This window comes from Streptomyces sp. DH-12 (assembly GCF_002899455.1).
In the GTDB taxonomy this organism is placed as follows: Bacteria; Actinomycetota; Actinomycetes; order Streptomycetales; family Streptomycetaceae; genus Streptomyces.
On sequence record NZ_PPFB01000001.1, the window covers coordinates 3,216,234 to 3,235,251 of the forward strand.

Sequence of the window (19,018 nt, forward strand, 5' to 3'; positions counted from 1 at the left end):
GACCGCGATTAGCACTCGGTCAAGCGGAGTGCCAATTGCCGTGCGGCGCGTCGGGGGGCGGGGGCGGTCTCCGGCACGGAGCCGTGCGGTGGGGGCGGTGAGGTGGCCGTCCGCCGAGGGCCGCGCCCCCGGCCCCCCTCCGGCCCCGCGGGCCTCGCCCTCAGGCGCCGGACGGGCTGGACATCACACCTACGTGGTCCTCCAGCCTGCCCACCTTCAGGCCCCGCTCCTCCAGCTCCCCGAGCAGCCGTGTGGTGCGTTCCGCCAGGGTCAGGGGCGGGGCCTCGCCCGACGGCACGGAGACGATGTCGCCGGGGCGCAGGCGGTGCGGGCCGTGGCTGTAGGTGAGGTGACCGTCGGGTTCGAGGGTCACGCGCCACAGGACCACCGCGGCGATGCCGCACTCGGCGGCGGCGCGCAGGGTGGTGGTGTCGTGGCGGCCGTAGGGCGGGCGGAAGAGGCGGGGGCGGACGCCGAACCGGGCGGCGAGCTTGCGCTGCTGGCCGCAGATCTGGGCGCGCTGCGCGGCGAGGGGCAGGCCGGGCAGGGCCGGGTGGTCGAGGGTGTGGTTCTGGAGGTTCGCGCCGACCGCGCGCAGGCGGGCGAAGTGGCCGTAGCCGGGGCCCATCACGCTGTCGGTGAGGAACATGCTGACCGGCAGCCCGCGTGCGCGTACCAGGTCGATGAAGCGGGGGTCGCGTTCGGCGCCGTCGTCGTAGGTGAGGAAGACGACCGGGTCGCCGGTGGCGACGTGGTCGACGACGGGCGGGAGCGGCGCCCGGGCGGAGGCGCTCGCCGTCGCGCCGGCGCGGGAGGCCACGTGTCCCGTGCCGGGCGGGGCCGCGCATCCGGCGGTCGCGGCGAGCAGGGCGAGGACCGCCGGGAGAGCCCGCGGGGTCCCGCGCCGCCTCACAGGTAGTCCTCCAGCCTGCCCACGGCGTACCCCTCGGCCGTGACCTTGTCGAGGAAGCGGCGGATCATGTCCGGCATGGTGCCCTTCCAGTCGCCGCGGCCCCGGAAGTGGGACAGCACGATGTCGCCGGGGCGGATCTTCCGGTCCCACTCGCGGTACTCCCAGCGGTCGGCGAAGACCTCCTCGTTCCACAGCGGGACGTGGGTGATGCCGCAGCTCTTGGCCGCGCGCAGGGTGGCCTTGTCGTAGTTGCCGTAGGGCGGGCGGAAGAGGACGGGGCGGGTGCCGTAGCGCTTCTCGACGACGTCCTGCATGCCGCAGATCTCGCGCTTCTGCTCGGCGTGGGAGAGGGCCGGCAGGTACGGGTGGCGGAGGGTGTGGTTGTGCAGGGCCACGCCCCGCTCCTGCATGTCCTTGAAGTAGCCGTAGTCCTCCTTGACCAGGTAGTCGCTGAGGAAGGCGCTGTACGGCACCCGCAGGTCGGTCATCATCCGCAGGAACTCGGGGTCCTTCTCGGCGCCGTCGTCGATGGTGAGGAAGACGACCTTCTCCTCGACCGGGACGGTGGTGAAGACCGGCGGGAGGCCGAGCCGTTCGTGCCCGTCGACCTCGAAGCCGTCCCGGGTGGTGATGCGCGGCTTCTTCGCCGGGGGCGGCGGCGCGGCCAGCGGGACCTTCTCCAGCCCCCAGCGCTTCGCCGCGGCGGCCCGTGCGGCCTGCGCGGCGCGCAGCTTGGTGGCGTAGGAGTCGAGGGCGCGGGCCGGGGGCGCCTGGAGGGGCCGGCCGCCGGCCGGTTCGACCGTGTCGCTGCCCTGGCCGCATCCCGAGGCGAGGGCCGCGAGCGCGAGGGCGGCGAGACCGGTCCGCACCCCCGCCCGCCGCATCCGCTTTTTATCGTTTTGTCCTACTACTCGCATGGGGCCGGATCCTCGCAGTCGCCCGGCCCGCGTCCGCCCCGACACCGCGGCCGGAGGCGCACGGTCCACCGACTGGCCCACAATGACCCGGTGAACGACCTCGCCCCGCTCCTCACCCCCGAAGGCCGCGCCCTCCTCGACGAGGTGCGCGACACCGACCCGGCCCGCGAACTCGCCGTCGCGACCCGGCTGCGCCGCGAACACCCCGCCGAGCTGGTGTCGGCGGCGCTCGGCCAGGCCCGGCTGCGGCAGCGGGCGGTGGCGAAGTTCGGGGCGGAGGACGCGGGGCGGATGTTCTTCACGCCGAACGGGGTGGAGCAGTCGACCCGGCGCGGTGTCGCCGCGTACCGGGCCGAGCGGCTGCGGGCGGCGGGGGTGCGGTCGGTCGCCGACCTGTGCTGCGGGATCGGCGGGGACGCGATCGCCCTGGCCCGCGCCGGTATCCGCGTCCTGGCCGTCGACCGGGACCCGCAGACGGCCGCGGCCGCCCGTGCCAACGCCGACGCGCTGGGACTCGCCGGCCTCATCGAGGTGCGCGAGGCGGATGTGACGGAGGTGGACACCGCCGGGTACGACGCGGTGTTCGTGGACCCGGCCCGGCGCTCGTCGAAACGCGGCCGGATCTTCGACCCGGAGGCGTACTCGCCTCCCCTGTCCTGGGCCGTGCAGGCGGCACTGAAGGCCCCCCGGGCCGCCGCCCTGAAGATCGCCCCCGGCATCCCGCACGAGGCGGTTCCGGCCGAGGCCGAGGCGGAGTGGATCTCCGACGGCGGGGACGTGAAGGAGGCGGTCCTGTGGTTCGGCACCGCCCCGGGCACGATCCGCGCGACCCTGCTCCCGGGCCCGCACACCCTGGTCTCCCGGGGCCTCCCCGACCCCGAGGTCCGCCCGGTCGGACGCTACGTGTACGAACCCGACGGCGCCGTCATCCGCTCCCACCTGGTGGCCGAGGTCGCGGAAACCCTCGACGGCGGCCTGATCGACCCGACCATCGCCTACATCACCACGGACACCCTGAGCCCCACCCCGTACGCCACGGCCTACGAGATCACCGACCGGCTCCCCTTCAACGTCAAGAAACTGAAGGCACTGCTCCGGGAGCGGCAGGTCGGCACCCTGACGGTCAAGAAGCGCGGCTCGGCCGTCGAACCGGAGGAGCTGCGCCGCAAGGCCCTCCCGAAGCCGCACGGCACCGCGGCGGTCACGGTCTTCCTGACCCGGGTCGCCGGCGCACCGACGATGCTCCTGGGCCACCCGGTGCGCTGACCGGCGCCGTCCCGCCGGGTCACGGCGCCCCGACGGGCCGCGGACCTCCGCCGTCCGGCGGCACACGGCGCCGTTCCGGCCAGGCGGCGCCGGGTGACACGCGGGCGCCCCGCATACGCGCCGGAAGCCGCCGCGTGCGGGGTCCGTGCCGCCCGGCAGCCCGGCACCCGGCCCACCGACCAGCCGTCGAGCGCGCCACGCGCGGACACGGCCGCCCCCGCACGAGGGTGCGACCGCCGCCCGGCAGGTGGCGGGCGGCGGCCCGGTCCGCGTGCGGGCGCCCGGTCCTCGGGCGGCGGGCTCCGCGCCTGAGCACCGTGCGGGGCCCGCATGGCCGCGTGGGGCGCTCGACAGCTGAGCGACGGGTGGTCAGGCGGTGCGCGACGGCGCCCCGCTCAGCCGCCCGGCTCCGCGGCCCGCCCCCGCAGCATCTCCCGCTCCCGCGCGTTGCCCGCCAGCTCCGCCGCCCGTGCGAACTCCTCCCGTGCCTCCTCCGTCCGGCCGAGGCGGGCCAGGAGGTCGCCGCGGACGGACGGCAGCAGGTGGTAGTCGCGCAGCGCCGGCTCCGTCGTCAGGGCGTCCACGAGCGGCAGCGCCGCCTCCGGTCCCTCCGCCATGGAGACGGCGACCGCGCGGTTGAGTTCGACCACCGGGGACGGCGCGCGGGCGGCGAGCAGGCCGTAGAGGGCGGCGATGCGCGGCCAGTCCGTCTCCTCGTAGCGGTAGGCGTGCGCGTGGCAGGCGGCGATGGCCGCCTGGAGGGCGTACGGGCCCGGGGGGCCGGAGGCGGCCGCGTCGGCGCGGGCGAGGGCGGCGACACCGCGGGCGATGAGCATGCGGTTCCAGCGGGCGCGGTTCTGGTCCTTCAGCAGCACCGGCTCGCCGTCGGGACCGGTGCGGGCGGCGGTGCGGGACGCCTGGAACTCCAGCAGCGCGGTCAGCCCGTGCGCCTCGGGCTCCTTCGGCATCAGCCCGGACAGCACGCGGGCCAGCCGCAGCGCGTCCTCGCACAGCGCGGGGCGCAGCCAGTCGTCGCCGGCCGTGGCCGCGTACCCCTCGTTGAAGATCAGGTAGATGACGTCGAGGACCGATGCGAGCCGGGCCTCGCGGTCGGGCCCGTACGGCACCTCGAAGGCGACGTCCTGCCTGGCCAGGGTGCGTTTGGCGCGCACGATCCGCTGCGCCGCCGTCGCCTCCGGCACCAGGAGGGCGCGGGCGATCTCGGCCGTGGTGAGGCCGCCGAGCAGCCGCAGGGTGAGGGCGGTGCGGGCCTCGGCGGAGAGGGCGGGGTGGCAGGCGGTGAAGACGAGCCGCAGCAGGTCGTCGTCGATGTCGTCCGGGCCGGCGGGCGGCTCCGGAGGGGCCGTCACCAGGTCGGCGTCCCGCCCGATCTCGGCGAGCTTGCGGGCGTAGGTCTCCCGGCGGCGGACCAGGTCGACGGCGCGCCGGCGGGCGGTGGTCATGAGCCAGGCGCCCGGGTTGCCGGGCACCCCGTCCCGCGGCCACTGCTCCAGGGCCGCGACCAGGGCGTCCTGCGCGAGTTCCTCGGCGATGCCGACGTCCCGGACGATCCGGGCCACCGCGGCGACCACCCGTGGGAACTCCATCCGGAACACGGTCTCGACGGTCCCGGCCGTGGCGTCCGGTCCGGCGGTGGGCTGTGGTGTCACAGCCCACCATCAGACACCCGTACGGCGGTGGGGCCAAGCAGGTTCCGCGGGCGGGCGGGGCCGGTCAGCCCTCCTCGATCTCCCGGACCTCGCAGGTCACCGTCCAGTGCGGCTCGTGCACCTTCAGGAACCGCTTCGTCCACTCGATCGCCTCGGCCTTGTCCTTGGCCTGGAGGAGGGCGTATCCGCCGACGACCTCCTTGGTCTCGGTGAACGGTCCGTCCGTCACGGACAGCCGGCCGCCCTCGTAGTGGACCCGGGAGCCCTGGGCGGTCGGGGCCAGCCCTGCGGTGTCCAGCAGGACGCCGTTCTTGGTCATCTCCTCGATCAGCTCGCCCATGCGCCGCATCAGCTCGGGGCTGGGGCCGCCCTCGGGGGAGTCGTTCTCGTCGATCCGGATGAGGGAGAGATAGCGGGGCATGACGCCTCCTCGTGGTGTGCGGGGCCGGTCCTTCCCGGCCTCTCACCCCTGCGTCGAACGGGACGGACGGAAATCGACACCCGCCCGGAAAGATCTTTCGCTCACCGCAGCGAGGCCCACAGCCGTCCCGCCTCGGGCTCGTCCGGCACCACCCGGTCGGGGTCGGAGGGTGCGGGCAGCACCGGCATGGTCACGGTGGTGACGCGGTCGGCGGTCAGCCCTTCCAGGCTGCGGGCGAACGTGACCAGTTCGCCGAGCGAGTCCAGACCGGTGTCGGTGGTGAGGCCCCCGGTGACGGCGTCGGCGACCTCGTACAGCACGGTGGGGCTGGTCAGCAGGTCCAGCTCGGTGATCCGCCCGACCAGCGTCTTCACCAGGTCCTGCTGGAGCGTGATGCGGCCCAGGTCGCTGCCGTCGCCGACGCCGTACCGGGTGCGGGCGAGCGCGAGCGCCCGGGTGCCGTCGAGGTGGTGGGTGCCGGCCTCCAGGGTGAGGCGGCTGCGGTCGTCGTCGATGTCCTGGCGGGTGGTGACGGTGACCCCGCCGAGCGCGTCGACCAGGCGGGCGAACCCGGCGAAGTCGATCTCGACGTAGTGGTCCATGCGGACACCGGTGAGGGTCTCGACGGTCTTCACCGCGCACACCGGCCCGCCCACCTCGTACGCGGTGTTGAACATGACCCCGGACACCGGCCGTGTCGACCCCCCGCCCTCCAGCGGGCAGGAGGGCCGGTCGACGAGGGTGTCGCGGGGGACGCTGACCACCGTCGCGGCGGTCCGCCCGGCGTCGAGGTGCACGACCATCGCGGTGTCGGACCGCGCGCTGCCGCCCTCCCCGCCGCCCAGCTCCCGGTTCTCCGCGCCGCCGCGCGAGTCGGAGCCGAGCACCAGCAGGTTCAGCGACCCGGTCGGCAGCGGCGAGGGGTCCCCGTACGGCGACGGCTCCGGGGTGACCTCACCCCTGGCGGGACGGTCGTCGCCCAGCGCCTGGTCGATGTCGACCCCGCGGATGTTCCCGTCCAGCCGCAGATACGCCCAGACTGCCGTGCCCGCGCCGAGCAGCAGCAGCCCGGCCAGTACGCCCCCGGCGGCCTTGAGCGCCCGTCTCCTCCGCCGGCCGGGCCGTGCGGCCGCGCGTATGTCCGCGCCCCCGGCGTCCCCTCCGGCGCTGTCCCCGCTTGTCCCCTGATGTGCCGTCACCATCAGGAACATACGTCCGAATTATGACGTCCGGTGCTCCCCGGACGTTTTTCTTGGGAAATTCTCAGACGTGAGACCGGCCCGGCTCCCGCCGGCCCGCCGGCGCGGCCGTGCTGCTCCGCACCACCAGGCTGGTCGCCAGCTCCACGCGGGTCGCCGCGGGGGCGTCCTCGCCCTTGCCCAGGTCGAGCACCAGCTTGGCCGCCGCCTCCGCCATCTCCGTCAGCGGCTGCCGCACGGTCGTCAGCGGCGGGCCCACCCAGCGGGCCACCGGCAGGTCGTCGAACCCGACCACGCTCAGGTCCTCCGGGATCCGCAGCCCCAGCTCGCGCGCGGCCTCGTACAGCCCGAGCGCCTGGAGGTCGTTGCCCGCGAACACCGCGGTGGGCCGGTCCTCGCGGCGCAGCAGGGCGAGTCCCTGCCGGTAGCCGGCGTCGTGGTGGAAGTCGCCGGTGACGATCAGCTGCGGGTCGACCGGCAGCCCGGCGGTCTCCAGGGCGGCCCGGTACCCGTCGACGCGGGCCCGGCTGCACATCATCCGCGAGGGCCCGCTGATCGCGCCGATCCGGGTGTGGCCCAGCTCGACCAGGTGCCGGGTGGCGGCGAGCCCGCCCTGCCAGTTGGTCGCGCCGATGGACGGCACGTCGGTGCCGGGGTCGCCGGCCGGGTCCATCACCACGAAGGGGATGGAGCGGCTGGTCAGCAGCGCGCGCCCGGACTCGTCGAGGCCGGACAGCACGAGGATCACGCCGTGCGGGCGGCGGGCGGCGACCTGGTCGGCCCAGGTACGGCCGGGCGTGAGCCGTCCCGCGCTCTCGGACAGCACCACGCTCAGCCCGGCGTCCCGGGCGACGTTCTCCACGCCCCGGATGACCTCCATGGCCCAGGCGCTCTCCAGCTCGTGGAAGACCAGGTCGATGAGGGGCGAGCGGCTGGCCTCGGCTCGGCGGCGCCGGTACCCGTGGGTGCGCAGCAGTTCCTCGACCCGGGAACGGGTGCCGGGGGCGACGTCGGCGCGGCCGTTGAGCACCTTCGAAACAGTCGGCGCGGAGACACCCGCCTCGCGGGCGATCTCGGCGAGCGTCGCGGTCTGCGTGCTGCGCCCGTGGGTCCGGGTCTCAGCGGGCTGCGGGGAAGTCATGGCGGCGATCGTATCTCCGCGAGCGGCGAGGACGAAGCCCTTCGACGGGCCGGAACATTCGGCCGATCTTCCGAAAGTTTCCCTCATCCGGCCGAAGCCGCGCCGGCCCGGGCGCGACCGGGAGCCGGCCCCCCGGGATCACACACTCCCCAGCGACTCGAACCGCCACCGGTGCACCGCCCGCGTGACCAGCGTGCCCTCCGGTTCCGGGAGTTCGGGGAGGTCCGCGTCGAGGGGGGCGTTCCACCAGGTGATGACGAGGACGCGGTCCTGGGGGGCGCGGAAGACCTCGCGGCGGGCCGGGCGGCGGGGGAGTCCGCGGGCCCGTTCCTCGGCCCAGGCCAGCAGGTCCGGGCCGCGGCCGGGGACCGCGCGGGCCTCCCACATCAGCGCGACGGTCATGGGTAGAGGTTCTCCCGGGCGGTCTCGTGGACGTGGTCGTGGGAGTGGGCGGCGCCCGGCACGTGCGGGTCGGTGACCGGGAGGGAGGAGTCCGCCGAGAGGTCCCAGTCGGAGGCCGCGCGGTTGCGGGCGACCATCTCCGCGCCGAGGGCGGCCACCATCGCGCCGTTGTCCGTGCACAGCTTGGGGCGCGGCACCCGCAGCCGGATGCCGGCCGCCTCGCAGCGCTCCTCGGCCAGCGCGCGCAGCCGGGAGTTGGCGGCCACGCCGCCGCCGATCATCAGGTGGTCGACGCCCTCGTCCTTGCAGGCCCGCACGGCCTTGCGGGTGAGCACGTCCACGACGGCCTCCTGGAAGGACGCCGACACGTCCCGCACCGGCACCTCCTCGCCCGCCGCCCGCCTGGCCTCGATCCAGCGGGCCACGGCCGTCTTCAGACCGGAGAAGGAGAAGTCGTACGCCGGGTCGCGGGGGCCGGTCAGGCCGCGCGGGAACGCGATCGCGTCCGGGTCGCCCTCGCGGGCGTACCGGTCGATGACGGGGCCGCCGGGGAAGCCGAGGTTCAGCACCCGGGCGATCTTGTCGAAGGCCTCGCCCGCCGCGTCGTCGATGGTCGCGCCGAGGGGACGCACGTCGGAGGTGATGTCGGCGGACAGCAGCAGCGAGGAGTGGCCGCCGGAGACCAGCAGCGCCATCGTCGGCTCGGGCAGCGGCCCGTGCTCCAGCTGGTCGACGCAGATGTGGGAGGCGAGGTGGTTGACCCCGTAGAGCGGCTTGCCGAGGGCGTAGGCGTACGCCTTGGCGGCGGAGACGCCGACCAGCAGCGCGCCGGCCAGCCCGGGTCCCGCCGTGACGGCGATGCCGTCGAGGTCGCGGGCGCCGACCCCCGCCTCCTTCAGCGCCCGCTCGATGGTGGGGACCATCGCCTCGAGGTGGGCGCGGCTCGCCACCTCGGGGACGACGCCGCCGAAGCGGGCGTGTTCGTCGACGCTGGAGGCGACGGCGTCCGCGAGCAGGGTGGTGCCGCGGACGATGCCGACGCCGGTCTCGTCGCAGGAGGTCTCGATCCCCAGTACCAGGGGTTCGTCAGCCATGGGTCTCGGTTCCTTGTACGCCGTTGACGGGGTGGCCCGGGGTCACGGAGGCGGACGGGCCGGTCAAGCGCATGACCAGCGCGTCCACGTTGCCCGGCTGGTAGTAGCCGCGCCTGACTCCGATGACCTCGAAGCCGAAGCGCTCGTAGAGCTTCTGGGCGCGGACGTTGTCGACGCGGCACTCCAGCATCACCTCGGCGCACTCGAACGCCGTGGCCGCGCGCAGCAGTTCGGTCAGCAGCCGCGAGCCCAGTCCGGTGCCCCAGTGGTCGCGGGTGACCGCGATGGTCTGGATGTCGGCGGCCGGGGCGCCGCCGTCGTCGCCCTCCGCGCCGGAGGTGGTGAGGCCGGCGTAGCCGACGATCCGGTCGCCTTCTTCGGCGACGACGTAGCGCCGGGTCGCGCCGGGCCCGCGGGAGTGGGCCAGCTCGGACCAGAACATGCCGCGCGACCACGCGTCCTCGGGGAAGAGGTCGCGCTCCAGCTCCAGCACGGGGTCGATGTCCCACCAGCGCATCTCGCGCAGGACGACCGTCTCGGTTCCCGTCACTTGGGGGTGACCACCTTGTAGTTCTTGGGGACCTGGGCATCGGGCCGCCGCAGGTACAGCGGCCGGGGCGCGGGCAGTTCCTCGCCCGCCGCCAGCTTCTCCGCGGCCAGCCGGGCGAGGGCGGCGGCGCTCACGTGCTCCGGCTCGTGCGCCCGGGGGAAGGTGTCCGGGTACAGCAGCGCGCCCGCGCCGACCGCGGGCAGGCCGGCGACCTGGCCGGCGATGTCCGCGGGGCGGTCCACGGCCGGGTCGGTGAGGCGGGTGCGCGAGTCGGCGTACCGCGCCCAGTAGACCTCCTTGCGGCGGGCGTCGGTCGCCACGACGAAGGGGCCCTCCAGGTCGGCCGCGTAGGCCAGGCCGTCCAGCGTGCACACACCGTGCACGGGCACGCCGAGGGCGAGCCCGAAGGCGTCGGCGGTCATCAGGCCGACCCGCAGGCCGGTGTAGGGGCCGGGGCCGGTGCCGGCCACGATCCCGGTGACGGCGTCGAGCCGCAGACCGGCCTCGGCGAGCACCCGGTCGACGGCCGGGAGCAGCAGTTCACCGTGGCGGCGGGCGTCCACCTGGCTCGACGAGGCGATGACGTCGTCGCCGTCGTGCAGCGCGACGGTGACGGCGGGAGTGGCGGTATCCAGAGCGAGCAAGAGCACGCAAACAGCCTACGGCTCCCGCGCCCCGGCCACGGCCGCACGGGCCGGACGGTCACGGACTGCTACGGTCGCGTCACGTCCGCACAGGACAGGGCGGAGCAGGACAGAGCAGGACAGGGGTGACGTCGATGGCGGGGACCAGCTCGATGATCGTGGCGGGGCTGACCGCGGCGGCCCTCGCGACGGTCGGCCACCTCGGCCACCGGGCGGCGGAGACGGTCCCGCCCGACCTGCGCCAGCGGGCGTCCGGCTCTCCGGCGCCCGCGCCGGAGGGGCCCCGCAACGGCCACCCGGCCGCGCCGCCCCCGCGCTCGGGGCAGGGGCAGCGCGTCGTCTACTCGCTGGGCCGCGACCGGGTGTGGCTGGTGGACGAGGGCGGCGCGGTGCGCCGCACCTTCGGCGTCAGCCCCAGCACGGTCGACCCGGCGCCGGGCACCTACCGGGTCACCTCCCGGTCCGGCTCCGTGACGGGGTCGGACGGCGTGCCGGTGGAGCACGTCGTGCGGTTCGCCAGCGTCGACGGCACGGCGATCGGGTTCAGCGCGGCGGTCGACGGCTCGGCGCCCGTCCTCGACCCGCGGGAACGCACGGGCGGGATCCGCGAGACGCGGGAGGACGCCGCGGCGATGTGGACGTTCGCGACGATCGGGCGAACGGTCGTCGTGGTGCCGTAGGTCCGCTACGCGGCCTCGCGACGGCCGCGCGCCGCCTTCTCCTCCCGCCGCGGCTCGGGAGCGGGCGGCGGTGTGGAGACGGCGGCGGCCGCCGCGCAGGCGGCGAGCAGGTCACGCATGGGCACCGGTCGCGGCGTGGGCTCACGCCTGCTCTGGATGGCCGGCATGGACGCCTCCTGGACGTCGGGGGGCGGACGCGGTTAGGTATACCTAACCGCGAGCTGGATACCATGTGACCACGCCGGACACCGCGGACGCAACACCATGCCGACACCTTGTCGGAACGCTCAGGCGGACAGCGAACCCAGCTCCGCCCCCGCCCAGCGCGCGCCGAGCCCCCGCACGGTCACGTGCCGGACCTCGTCCGTGGTGTCGCCGACCGCACGGTGGATGACGACGTACAGCCGGTCCTCGGTCAGCTCCTCGACCTTGCCCTCGCCCCACTCCACGACGACCACCGACTCGGGCAGCGAGACGTCGAGGTCGAGGTCCTCCATCTCGTCGAGCCCGCCGGACAGCCGGTAGGCGTCGACGTGCACCAGCGGCGGACCGTCCCCCAGCGGGGGGTGCACCCGGGCGATGACGAACGTCGGCGAGGTCACCGCGCCCCGCACCCCGAGCCCTTCGCCCAGCCCACGCGTCAGGGTCGTCTTGCCGGCCCCCAGCTCGCCGGAGAGCAGCACGAGGTCGCCCGCGCGCAGCAGCTTGGCGAGCCGCCGCCCGAGGTCGCGCATCTGCTCGGGGGAGGTGACGGTCAGTTCAGCCGGGGTGTGCGGTGCTGCTGCTTCCATAGCCACCCACGGTAGCTCCTGCGGGCACGGCGCCCGCGCGGACGAGCAGGTCGGCGAGACGGTCGGTCACCTGTTCGGGGTGCTCCAGCATCACCAGGTGCCCGGCGTCCGGCACGAGCACCAGCTCGGCCTCGGGCAGCAGATCGGCGATGGCCTCGCTGTGCTCGCTCGGGGTCACGAGATCCCCCACCCCGGCGAGCACCAGCACGGGCAGCTCCGCGAAGTGCGCCAGCGCCTCCGCCTTGTCGTGATCGCCAAAGGCCGGATAGTACTCGGCCACCACGTCGATCGGCGTCGACTCGATCATCCGCTCGGCGAACCGGGCGACGGCGGGATCCACGTCCCGCGACGCGAACGAGTACCGCTTCACGACCCCGGCGAACAGATCGGCCGTCGCCCGCCGCCCCTTCTCCACCAGCTCGGCCCGCTGCCCCAGCGCCTTCAGCACCCCGGGCAGCACCCGCCGCACCGCGTTGACCCCGGCCACCGGCAGCCCGAAGTTGACCTCCCCCAGCCGCCCCGACGACGTCCCCACCAAGGCGGCCCCCACGCACCGCTCCCGAACCAGCTCCGGGAACTGCTCGGCGAGCGCCATCACGGTCATCCCGCCCATGGAGTGCCCGACCAGCACCAGCGGTCCCTCAGGAGCGGCCGCGTCGATCACGGCCTTCAGATCACGCCCGAGCTGCTCGATGGTGACCGGCTCCCCGCGCTCCATCTGCGCGGCGCCCCGCGCCGAACGCCCGTGACTGCGCTGGTCCCAGTGCACGGTCCGCACCACACCGCGCAGCGCGGCCCGCTGGAAGTGCCAGGAATCCTGGCTGAGGCAGTACCCGTGGCTGAACACCACGGTCACCGGCGCGGGCGCCCGCCGCCCGAACAACCGCCGCCGCCGCCCTTCCTGCGCCTCGGGCTCTACCTCGTCGACCTCGTAGTACAGCTCGGTGCCGTCGTCGGCGTACGCCTTGCCGGGCATGCCGCGCAGGGAGCCGTACGGCCCCGCCGAGTCCAGGACCAGCCGGGCCTTGCGGCGTATGCCCCGGCCGACCGTCATCCGCTCGACGGCGACACCGGCGGCGGCCCCGGTGGCCAGCACGCCTATCGCGAGGCCCGCGACACCGGTCGCCCGGCGCCATCCCCCGGCGGACGCGGCCGTCACGGCCTGCGCACTGCTCTCGCTCACGTACCGCTCCTCTTCCCCGGACCCCACGCAAGGGCCCTTACCCGCTCTCTTCCCCGTTCACGTGAACACGCGGGACACGGCTGCCGATCCGGGTGACGATCTCGTACGCGATGGTCCCGCACGCCTGCGCCCAGTCCTCCGCGGTGGGCTCACCGCGGTCACCGGGACCGAACAGGACCGCCTCGGCCCCCGGCGCCGGCTCGTCGCCGCCCAGGTCGACGACGAACTGATCCATCGCGACCCGCCCGGCGACGGTCCGCCACTTCCCCTCGACCAACACAGGTCCGGCGGACGAGGCGTGCCGCGGAATGCCGTCGGCGTACCCGAGCGGCACCAGACCGAGAGTGGTGGCCCCCGGAGTCACATAGTGGTGCCCGTAACCGACCCCGTGCCCGCCCGGCACGTTCTTCACCAGCGCCAGCGACGCCGTCAGGGTCATCGCCGGCCGCAGCCCCAGCTCCATCGGCGTACCGATCTCGGGGCTGGGCGAGACGCCGTACACCGCGATGCCGGGCCGCACCAGGTCGAAATGGCTCTCGGCCAGCGTCAGGGTCGCGGGCGAGTTGGCGATGTGCCGCACCTCGGGCTCCACACCCCGTGCCTCCGCGTACGCCACCATCTCCCGGAACGTCGACAACTGGGCGGCGATCGACGGATGCCCCGGCTCGTCGGCACACGCGAAGTGCGACCACAGCCCGGTCACCCGCAGCAGCCCCTCGGCCTCGGCACGCAGCGCGCCCGCGACCAGCTCGGCCCAGTCACCGGGCTGGCAGCCACCGCGCCCCAGCCCGGTGTCCGCCTTGAGCTGGACCCGCGCGGCGCGGCCGGCGAGACGGGCGGCGGCGGTGACCTCGTCCAGCGCCCACAGCCCGCTCACCGAGACGTCGACGTCGGCCTCGATCGCCTCGCGCCAGGGCCCGCCTGGCGTCCACAGCCAGCACATGATCCGGACGTCGTCCGGCACACCGGCGCCGGGCGCGCGCAAGGCGAGCGCCTCCTGGGGCGTGGCGGTGCCCAGCCAGGTCGCACCGGCGGCGACGGCCGCACGGGCGCAAGGGGCGGCGCCGTGCCCGTACCCGTCGGCCTTGACGACGGCCATCAGGGCGGCGCCGGGGGCGCGCTCACGGAGGGTGCGCACGTTGGCCCGCACGGCGGCCAGATCGATCACAGCACGGGCTCGGAGCTCCGCGCCGTGCGGGTCACCTGTCTCTTTCATCCCCGACAGTCTCTCAGAGCCCCCACACCCCCACGGGAGGAGCGGCGCCTTCGCGCTCCGCGCGACCGTCCTGCCGTTCGGGCGGGGTGCCGTCCAGGGGGCGTCTACGCGGAAGCACCCGGCGTGGGGGCCCGCCGACGAACGTGTGCTGGACACACCGGGGTCTCGCACCACCCGGTGCGGGCGCGGGCCGGGGGATGTTCGCGCAACCCGGCGCTTACGGGGCGCCGCCGCGCCCGCCCGAGGCGGCACGAATGCCCGCGGATCACGGGGGGCGTGGCCGCGTACGGCGGGGAGGGGACGGGGCGGGGGCGGGCGCCCGCAGCGGCCGGCGCGTCCGCGTCCCGCACCTCTCCAGCACGCACTCTCGCGCCGGACCGAGGACGACCGCCCCCACCGCGGCCCCGCACCACCCACCCCCCGTGGGCGCTGCACCAGCCCCCCACCGGACAGAACCCCGCGCCGCAGGCGTCGGACCTCAGCCGCGGAGACCCGCACCGCAGGCATCCGGACCTGGACCCCCACCAGGCGGGGACCCACGCCGCAGGCGTCACACCTCAGCCCCGCGCCACGCTCCGCCAGGCCTCCGGGATCCGCCGCGCGACATCCTCCGCACTCACCGGCGCCCCCTCCGCCGCGAACCGCCCCGCCAACCCGTGCACGTACGCCGCCACGCTCCCCGCGTCCACCGCCGACAACCCCGCCGCCAGCAGCGACCCCCCGAGCCCCGACAGCACATCCCCGCTCCCCGCCGTGGCCAGCCACGGCGTCCCCGTCGGGTTCACCCGCACCGCACCCCCGCCCCCCGCCTCCGCGACCAGCGTCGTGGACCCCTTCAGCAGCACAGCCGCCCCGTACCGCGCCGCCAGCTCCCGCACGGCCGCCAGCCGCCCCGCCTCCACTTCCTCCCGCTCGACCCCCAGCAACGCGGCCGCCTCCCCCGCATGGGGAGTCATCAACGTAGGCACCCCCCGCTCGCCCCTCCCCCGCACCGCCCCGGCCTCCGCCAGCCGCAACCCGTCCGCGTCGATCAGCACCGGCACGTCCGCCGCCAGCACCTCCCCCACCGTCGCCGCGTCGTCCCCGGCCCCCGGCCCGACGACCCACGCCTGCACCCGCCCCGCACGCGCGGGCCCCCGCTCCGACACCAGCGTCTCGGGATGCCGAGCCAGCACCGCACTCCCCGCCGGCCCCACGTACCGCACGGCCCCGGCGCCACCCCGCAGGGCGCCGGCCACCGCCAGCACGGCCGCCCCCGGATACCGCGCGGACCCGGCCGCGATCCCCACGACCCCCCGCCGGTACTTGTCACTCTCCGCAGCCGGCACCGGCAACAACCGCGCCACCTCCCCGTGCTGCAGCGCCTCCGCCCGAGCCTCAGCGGCCCCCGCCGCCCCGTCCGGCTCCAGCTCCAGTCCGATGTCGACGAACCGCACGACCCCCGCGTACTCCCGAGCCGGATCGATCAGCAACCCCGGCTTGTACGCACCGAAGGTGACCGTGACATCCGCCCGGACAGCGGCCCCGCGCACCTCCCCCGTGTCCGCGTCGATCCCGCTCGGCAGGTCGACCGCGACCACGACCCCCCGCCCCCGGCCCCGTCCCCGCCGAGCGGCCTCGGCCAACGGCACCGCTTCCTCCCGCAGCCCGCCCTTCCCCCCGATCCCCACGATCCCGTCCACGACGAGATCGGCCCGCTCGACGAGCCCCACCGCGCTCCCGGCGTCCGCCACCACGGAACCCCCCGCCCGCCGCAGGGCGGCCAGCCCACCCGCATGAGCCCGCCCCGGCGCCAGCAGCACCGCCCGCACCCCGGCCCCCCGCCGAGCCAGCCGCGCGCCGGCGTACAGGGCGTCGCCCCCGTTGTCCCCACTGCCGACCAGCAGGACCACCCGGCTGCCGTACACCCGCCCCAGCACATCCGCGCACGCCGCGGCGAGCCCGGCGGCAGCGCGCTGCATCAGCGCCCCCTCCGGCAGCCGCGCCATCAGTTCCCGTTCCGCCGCCCTGACCGTCTCCACGCTGTAAGCAGTCCGCATGCTTCCGAGTTTCCCCGAAGCCCCGCCCCCTGCCCTCCCCCTGCTCCTCCCGTCACCAGAACCTCTTGACTCCACCCGGCGCCCTTGCCACACTCCCGGCCCCCACCGAATGAATCGATTCACTCGAACCGGTTCGACGACATGACGACAAGGACAAGAACCCCATGCGACGCATGCGATGCCGAGCCGCGTCACTCGCAGCAGCCGCCACGGCCCTCCTCACGGCGACAACCACCCTCACCCCGCCCGCCGCGGCCGCACAGCCGCCGGCCCCCGCCCGCGCAGCAGCCTGCGGCGACGGCACGTACCACGCCGAAGCCGTCAAGAACGGCTCCACCTGGACCGCCCGCCGAGGCGGCAGCACGGTCCACACCGGGACCGACATGCGCGCCGCCGTCCAGGCGGCGATCGGCGCGCTCACCGCGAACCGCACCAGCAAGGAACGCGTCGTGGTCCGCGGCTCCGGCTCCCTCTCCGCGGGCTCCCGCATCTCGCTCCCCAGCTACACGGTCCTCGATGTCTGCGGCACGATCGACGTCACCGGCACCGGCTCCGGCGACCAGGCGCCGGTCTACTCACGCGGCACCCGCGACATCGAGGTGCAGCACCTCAACGTCACCGGCGCCCCGCTCTACGGCATCTTCCTGCGCAACGTGGAGAACGTGGTCCTGGGCCGGATCGACATGCGTCTGTCCCGCGGCCTCGGCGTCCGCATCGACAACCGCGGCGACACCAGCCGGTGGACGCGCAACGTCCGTATCGACACCGTGTACGTGTCCGGCGCGTCCAGTCACGCCGTGGAGACGTACGGCGTCGACGGCCTGACCGTCGGCACGGTGACCGCCCGCAACGTGGGCGAGTCCGGCCTCCTCCTCAACCAGACCGTCAACGCCACGGTCACGAAGGTGGACGCGGAGAACGCCGGCACCGGCACCGGCTACGCGGCCTTCCGCATGGCCAACCGCAACGGCCGGATCGGCAGCAGCTACGCGACGAACATCCGCGTCGGCGAGGTGATCGCCCGCGGCGGCGGACGCGGCGTGTTCTGCGTCTCGGAGAGCGGCGGCGCGACGATCGACAGGATCACGCTCTCGAACACCGGCAACAACGCGATCCTGATCGAGAACTGCTACAACGTGACCCTCGCGGCCCAGAGCGGCACGGTCACGGGCGGCGGCGAGATCCGTCTGGCGGCCCGCTCGGAGTTCCCGAACAACAGGGACATCACCGTCCAGAACCTCACGGTGACGAACTCCTCGATCCGCGAGAGCCCTTGCGGCGAGAACATCACCTTCCGCAACAACCGCCTGGTGAACAGCGCGCAGTCGATCTGCTAGGCGGGCCGATCCACCGGGTGAGCCGATCTGCCAGGCAGGCAGGCAGGCCGGCCCGCACGACACAGCGGGGTGCGGCGCCCAAGGCGCCGCACCCCGCTCTCCAAGCTCGCGCTCAGCCCGTCAGTTGGTGCAGAGCATCCCCGCCCGCAGCCGCTTCAGGGTCCGCGACAGCAGTCGCGACACGTGCATCTGCGAGCAGCCCAGCCGCTCACCGATCTCCGCCTGCGTCAGCTCCTCCACGAACCTCCAGTGGACGATCTTCCGCTCACGCTCGTCCAGCTCGGCGATCATCGGGGCGAGGGCGTGGAAGTCCTCCACCAGCCCCAGCGCCGCGTCCTCGGCGCCGATGAAGTCCGCGAGCACGCTCTCGCCGTCCGGCTCGCTGCCGATGGCGGCGTCCAGCGACGCGGAGTTGTAGCCGTTGGCGGCCAGCCGGGCCTCGTTGACCTCGGCCTCGGTGAGGCTCATCAGCTGCGCCAGCTCGGCGGTGGTGGGCGTACGGCCCAGGCGGCTGCGCAGTTCCTCGGTGGCGCGGGCGAGCTGCACCCGGGCCTCCTGGAGCCGACGCGGCACGTGCACGGACCACGAGGTGTCGCGGAAGAAGCGCTTGATCTCGCCGACGATGTAGGGGATCGCGAAGGACGTGAACTCGACCTCGCGGGAGAGCTCGAACCGGTCGATGGCCTTGATCAGACCGATCATGCCGACCTGGACGATGTCCTCCATCTCCTCCGGGCCGCGGCTGCGGAACCGGCCGGCCGCGTAGCGGACCAGGGACATGTTCATCTCGATCAGCGTGTTGCGCGCGTACTGGTACTCGTGGGTGCCTTCCTCCAGCTCCGTCAGCCGCCGGAAGAACTGCCGGGACAGTTCACGCGCGTCCTGCGGCGCCACCTGGCCGGGATCCGCGACCTCCGGCAGCTCGGTCACGCTCTGCGCCTGGTCCGTCCGTGCCATTGTCGACGTCACAGTAAAGCCCTCCCTCATACGTGCCCCCGCTCCGATCCGGCTCCCCGCATGTACCCCCACTTCTGCGAAGCACGCACCTTCATCGACGATTTTTTCGCAGGAGGCGTACGAGGGCGAGAACGACGGTGAGGACAGCGGCGACCACCAGGAGCGCATCACCCCAGGCGGGAAGGTCGACGGCCACCCCGGGCCACGCGGATCCCACGGCCCCTCACCCCTCCGCGACCACGACGGCCGAGGCCACCCCGGCGTCGTGGCTCAGCGAGACGTGCCAGGAGCGCACCCCCAGCTCCTCCGCGCGGGCGGCGACGGTCCCCTTGACCCGCAGCCGCGGCCGCCCGCTGTCCTCGCACCACACCTCCGCGTCGGTCCAGTAGAGCCCCGCGGGGGCCCCGAGCGCCTTGGCCAGTGCCTCCTTGGCGGCGAACCGCGCCGCCAGGGAGGCGACGCCGCGCCGCTCCCCGCTGGGCAGCAGCAGCTCGCTCTCCACGAAGAGCCGCTCGGCCAGCCCGGGCGTGCGTTCCAGCGACGCGGCGAACCGCTCGATCTCGGCGACGTCGATCCCGACTCCGATGATGCTCATGCG

20 protein-coding genes are annotated in these 19,018 nt (G+C 74.6%); 3 read left to right on the forward strand and 17 right to left on the reverse strand.

All coding sequences use genetic code 11. The features are described 5' to 3' along the window. Window positions 1–160: 160 nt before the first annotated feature. Window positions 161–913: a polysaccharide deacetylase family protein gene (locus tag C1708_RS13125; RefSeq protein WP_106412866.1), complete on the reverse strand. Its 753-nt coding sequence runs from the start codon at window positions 911–913 to the stop codon at window positions 161–163. Continuing rightward, entirely contained in the window at window positions 910–1,797 is an 888-nt protein-coding gene (locus C1708_RS13130) for a polysaccharide deacetylase family protein (RefSeq protein WP_241911242.1), read from the reverse strand. Before C1708_RS13130 ends, C1708_RS13125 begins: the two co-directional genes overlap by 4 nt. 123 nt (window positions 1,798–1,920) lie before the next feature. Between C1708_RS13130 and C1708_RS13135 the strand changes: the two genes are divergently transcribed. After that, window positions 1,921–3,096 (forward strand): class I SAM-dependent methyltransferase, encoded by a 1,176-nt coding sequence (locus C1708_RS13135; protein ID WP_198602486.1) that lies wholly within the window; start codon window positions 1,921–1,923, stop codon window positions 3,094–3,096. Window positions 3,097–3,491: 395 nt separating this feature from the next. On the opposite strand, the gene C1708_RS13140 is transcribed toward C1708_RS13135, so the two are convergent. The 8 genes from C1708_RS13140 to tsaB form a co-directional block, all read right to left on the reverse strand. After that, on the reverse strand, window positions 3,492–4,766 hold the full coding sequence (locus C1708_RS13140; protein ID WP_106412868.1) for an RNA polymerase sigma factor: 1,275 nt from the start codon (window positions 4,764–4,766) through the stop codon (window positions 3,492–3,494). Between the two features lie 64 nt (window positions 4,767–4,830). Continuing rightward, a complete protein-coding gene (locus C1708_RS13145) occupies window positions 4,831–5,187 on the reverse strand; it encodes a YciI family protein (protein ID WP_106412869.1) in 357 nt (118 codons plus the stop codon). 101 nt (window positions 5,188–5,288) lie between these two features. Continuing rightward, entirely contained in the window at window positions 5,289–6,398 is a 1,110-nt protein-coding gene (locus tag C1708_RS13150) for an LCP family protein (RefSeq protein ID WP_106412870.1), read from the reverse strand. A 52-nt stretch (window positions 6,399–6,450) separates the two neighbouring features. Continuing rightward, on the reverse strand, window positions 6,451–7,527 hold the full coding sequence (locus C1708_RS13155; protein WP_106412871.1) for a LacI family DNA-binding transcriptional regulator: 1,077 nt from the start codon (window positions 7,525–7,527) through the stop codon (window positions 6,451–6,453). Window positions 7,528–7,665: 138 nt separating this feature from the next. Continuing rightward, complete coding sequence (locus tag C1708_RS13160; RefSeq protein ID WP_106412872.1) at window positions 7,666–7,929, reverse strand: hypothetical protein; 264 nt, start codon at window positions 7,927–7,929, stop codon at window positions 7,666–7,668. Further along, window positions 7,926–9,023 (reverse strand): tRNA (adenosine(37)-N6)-threonylcarbamoyltransferase complex transferase subunit TsaD, encoded by a 1,098-nt coding sequence (gene tsaD, locus C1708_RS13165; protein WP_106412873.1) that lies wholly within the window; start codon window positions 9,021–9,023, stop codon window positions 7,926–7,928. The genes C1708_RS13160 and tsaD overlap by 4 nt, the downstream gene beginning before the upstream one ends. Beyond that, a complete protein-coding gene (rimI, locus tag C1708_RS13170) occupies window positions 9,016–9,573 on the reverse strand; it encodes a ribosomal protein S18-alanine N-acetyltransferase (RefSeq protein WP_198602487.1) in 558 nt (185 codons plus the stop codon). The genes tsaD and rimI overlap by 8 nt, the downstream gene beginning before the upstream one ends. Further along, on the reverse strand, window positions 9,570–10,223 hold the full coding sequence (gene tsaB / locus C1708_RS13175) for a tRNA (adenosine(37)-N6)-threonylcarbamoyltransferase complex dimerization subunit type 1 TsaB (protein ID WP_106412874.1): 654 nt from the start codon (window positions 10,221–10,223) through the stop codon (window positions 9,570–9,572). The genes rimI and tsaB overlap by 4 nt, the downstream gene beginning before the upstream one ends. Window positions 10,224–10,351: 128 nt before the next feature. On the opposite strand from tsaB, the gene C1708_RS13180 reads away from it, so the two are divergent. Next, complete coding sequence (locus tag C1708_RS13180; protein WP_106416284.1) at window positions 10,352–10,897, forward strand: L,D-transpeptidase; 546 nt, start codon at window positions 10,352–10,354, stop codon at window positions 10,895–10,897. 5 nt (window positions 10,898–10,902) lie between these two features. Here the strand turns inward: C1708_RS13180 and C1708_RS34410 are convergent, their stop codons facing one another. The 5 genes from C1708_RS34410 to C1708_RS13200 form a co-directional block, all read right to left on the reverse strand. Beyond that, window positions 10,903–11,064 carry a hypothetical protein gene (locus C1708_RS34410; RefSeq protein ID WP_198602488.1) on the reverse strand — a complete coding sequence of 54 codons (162 nt, stop codon included), beginning with the start codon at window positions 11,062–11,064 and terminating at the stop codon, window positions 10,903–10,905. 120 nt (window positions 11,065–11,184) lie between these two features. Beyond that, window positions 11,185–11,688, reverse strand: a complete 504-nt coding sequence (gene tsaE / locus C1708_RS13185) for a tRNA (adenosine(37)-N6)-threonylcarbamoyltransferase complex ATPase subunit type 1 TsaE (RefSeq protein ID WP_106412875.1) — start codon at window positions 11,686–11,688, stop codon at window positions 11,185–11,187. After that, window positions 11,657–12,871, reverse strand: a complete 1,215-nt coding sequence (locus C1708_RS13190; protein WP_106412876.1) for an alpha/beta fold hydrolase — start codon at window positions 12,869–12,871, stop codon at window positions 11,657–11,659. The genes tsaE and C1708_RS13190 overlap by 32 nt, the downstream gene beginning before the upstream one ends. A 37-nt stretch (window positions 12,872–12,908) precedes the next feature. After that, on the reverse strand, window positions 12,909–14,087 hold the full coding sequence (alr, locus tag C1708_RS13195; protein ID WP_106412877.1) for an alanine racemase: 1,179 nt from the start codon (window positions 14,085–14,087) through the stop codon (window positions 12,909–12,911). A gap of 557 nt (window positions 14,088–14,644) precedes the next feature. Next, the gene (locus tag C1708_RS13200; RefSeq protein ID WP_106412878.1) at window positions 14,645–16,126 is read right to left on the reverse strand and encodes an NAD(P)H-hydrate dehydratase; all 1,482 of its coding nucleotides are present in this window, start codon (window positions 16,124–16,126) and stop codon (window positions 14,645–14,647) included. A 173-nt stretch (window positions 16,127–16,299) separates the two neighbouring features. Between C1708_RS13200 and C1708_RS13205 the strand changes: the two genes are divergently transcribed. Next, entirely contained in the window at window positions 16,300–17,463 is a 1,164-nt protein-coding gene (locus C1708_RS13205; protein ID WP_106412879.1) for a hypothetical protein, read from the forward strand. Window positions 17,464–17,583: 120 nt separating this feature from the next. Here the strand turns inward: C1708_RS13205 and C1708_RS13210 are convergent, their stop codons facing one another. Further along, entirely contained in the window at window positions 17,584–18,420 is an 837-nt protein-coding gene (locus C1708_RS13210; protein ID WP_198602489.1) for an RNA polymerase sigma factor SigF, read from the reverse strand. Window positions 18,421–18,643: 223 nt separating this feature from the next. After that, on the reverse strand, window positions 18,644–19,015 hold the full coding sequence (locus tag C1708_RS13215; protein WP_106412881.1) for a holo-ACP synthase: 372 nt from the start codon (window positions 19,013–19,015) through the stop codon (window positions 18,644–18,646). Window positions 19,016–19,018 lie beyond the last annotated feature (3 nt).

Bases quoted from the DNA above. Each gene is read 5' to 3' on its own strand.
- C1708_RS13130 (WP_241911242.1), bottom strand. From the start codon at position 1,797: ATGCGGCGGGCGGGGGTGCGGACCGGTCTCGCCGCCCTCGCGCTCGCG.
- C1708_RS13145 (WP_106412869.1), bottom strand. From the start codon at position 5,187: ATGCCCCGCTATCTCTCCCTCATCCGGATCGACGAGAACGACTCCCCC.
- C1708_RS13150 (WP_106412870.1), bottom strand. From the start codon at position 6,398: ATGTTCCTGATGGTGACGGCACATCAGGGGACAAGCGGGGACAGCGCC.
- C1708_RS13155 (WP_106412871.1), bottom strand. From the start codon at position 7,527: ATGACTTCCCCGCAGCCCGCTGAGACCCGGACCCACGGGCGCAGCACG.
- C1708_RS13160 (WP_106412872.1), bottom strand. From the start codon at position 7,929: ATGACCGTCGCGCTGATGTGGGAGGCCCGCGCGGTCCCCGGCCGCGGC.
- tsaD (WP_106412873.1), bottom strand. From the start codon at position 9,023: ATGGCTGACGAACCCCTGGTACTGGGGATCGAGACCTCCTGCGACGAG.
- C1708_RS13180 (WP_106416284.1), top strand. From the start codon at position 10,352: ATGGCGGGGACCAGCTCGATGATCGTGGCGGGGCTGACCGCGGCGGCC.
- C1708_RS34410 (WP_198602488.1), bottom strand. From the start codon at position 11,064: ATGCCGGCCATCCAGAGCAGGCGTGAGCCCACGCCGCGACCGGTGCCC.
- tsaE (WP_106412875.1), bottom strand. From the start codon at position 11,688: ATGGAAGCAGCAGCACCGCACACCCCGGCTGAACTGACCGTCACCTCC.
- alr (WP_106412877.1), bottom strand. From the start codon at position 14,087: ATGAAAGAGACAGGTGACCCGCACGGCGCGGAGCTCCGAGCCCGTGCT.
- C1708_RS13200 (WP_106412878.1), bottom strand. From the start codon at position 16,126: ATGCGGACTGCTTACAGCGTGGAGACGGTCAGGGCGGCGGAACGGGAA.
- C1708_RS13205 (WP_106412879.1), top strand. From the start codon at position 16,300: ATGCGATGCCGAGCCGCGTCACTCGCAGCAGCCGCCACGGCCCTCCTC.
- C1708_RS13210 (WP_198602489.1), bottom strand. From the start codon at position 18,420: ATGGCACGGACGGACCAGGCGCAGAGCGTGACCGAGCTGCCGGAGGTC.
- C1708_RS13215 (WP_106412881.1), bottom strand. From the start codon at position 19,015: ATGAGCATCATCGGAGTCGGGATCGACGTCGCCGAGATCGAGCGGTTC.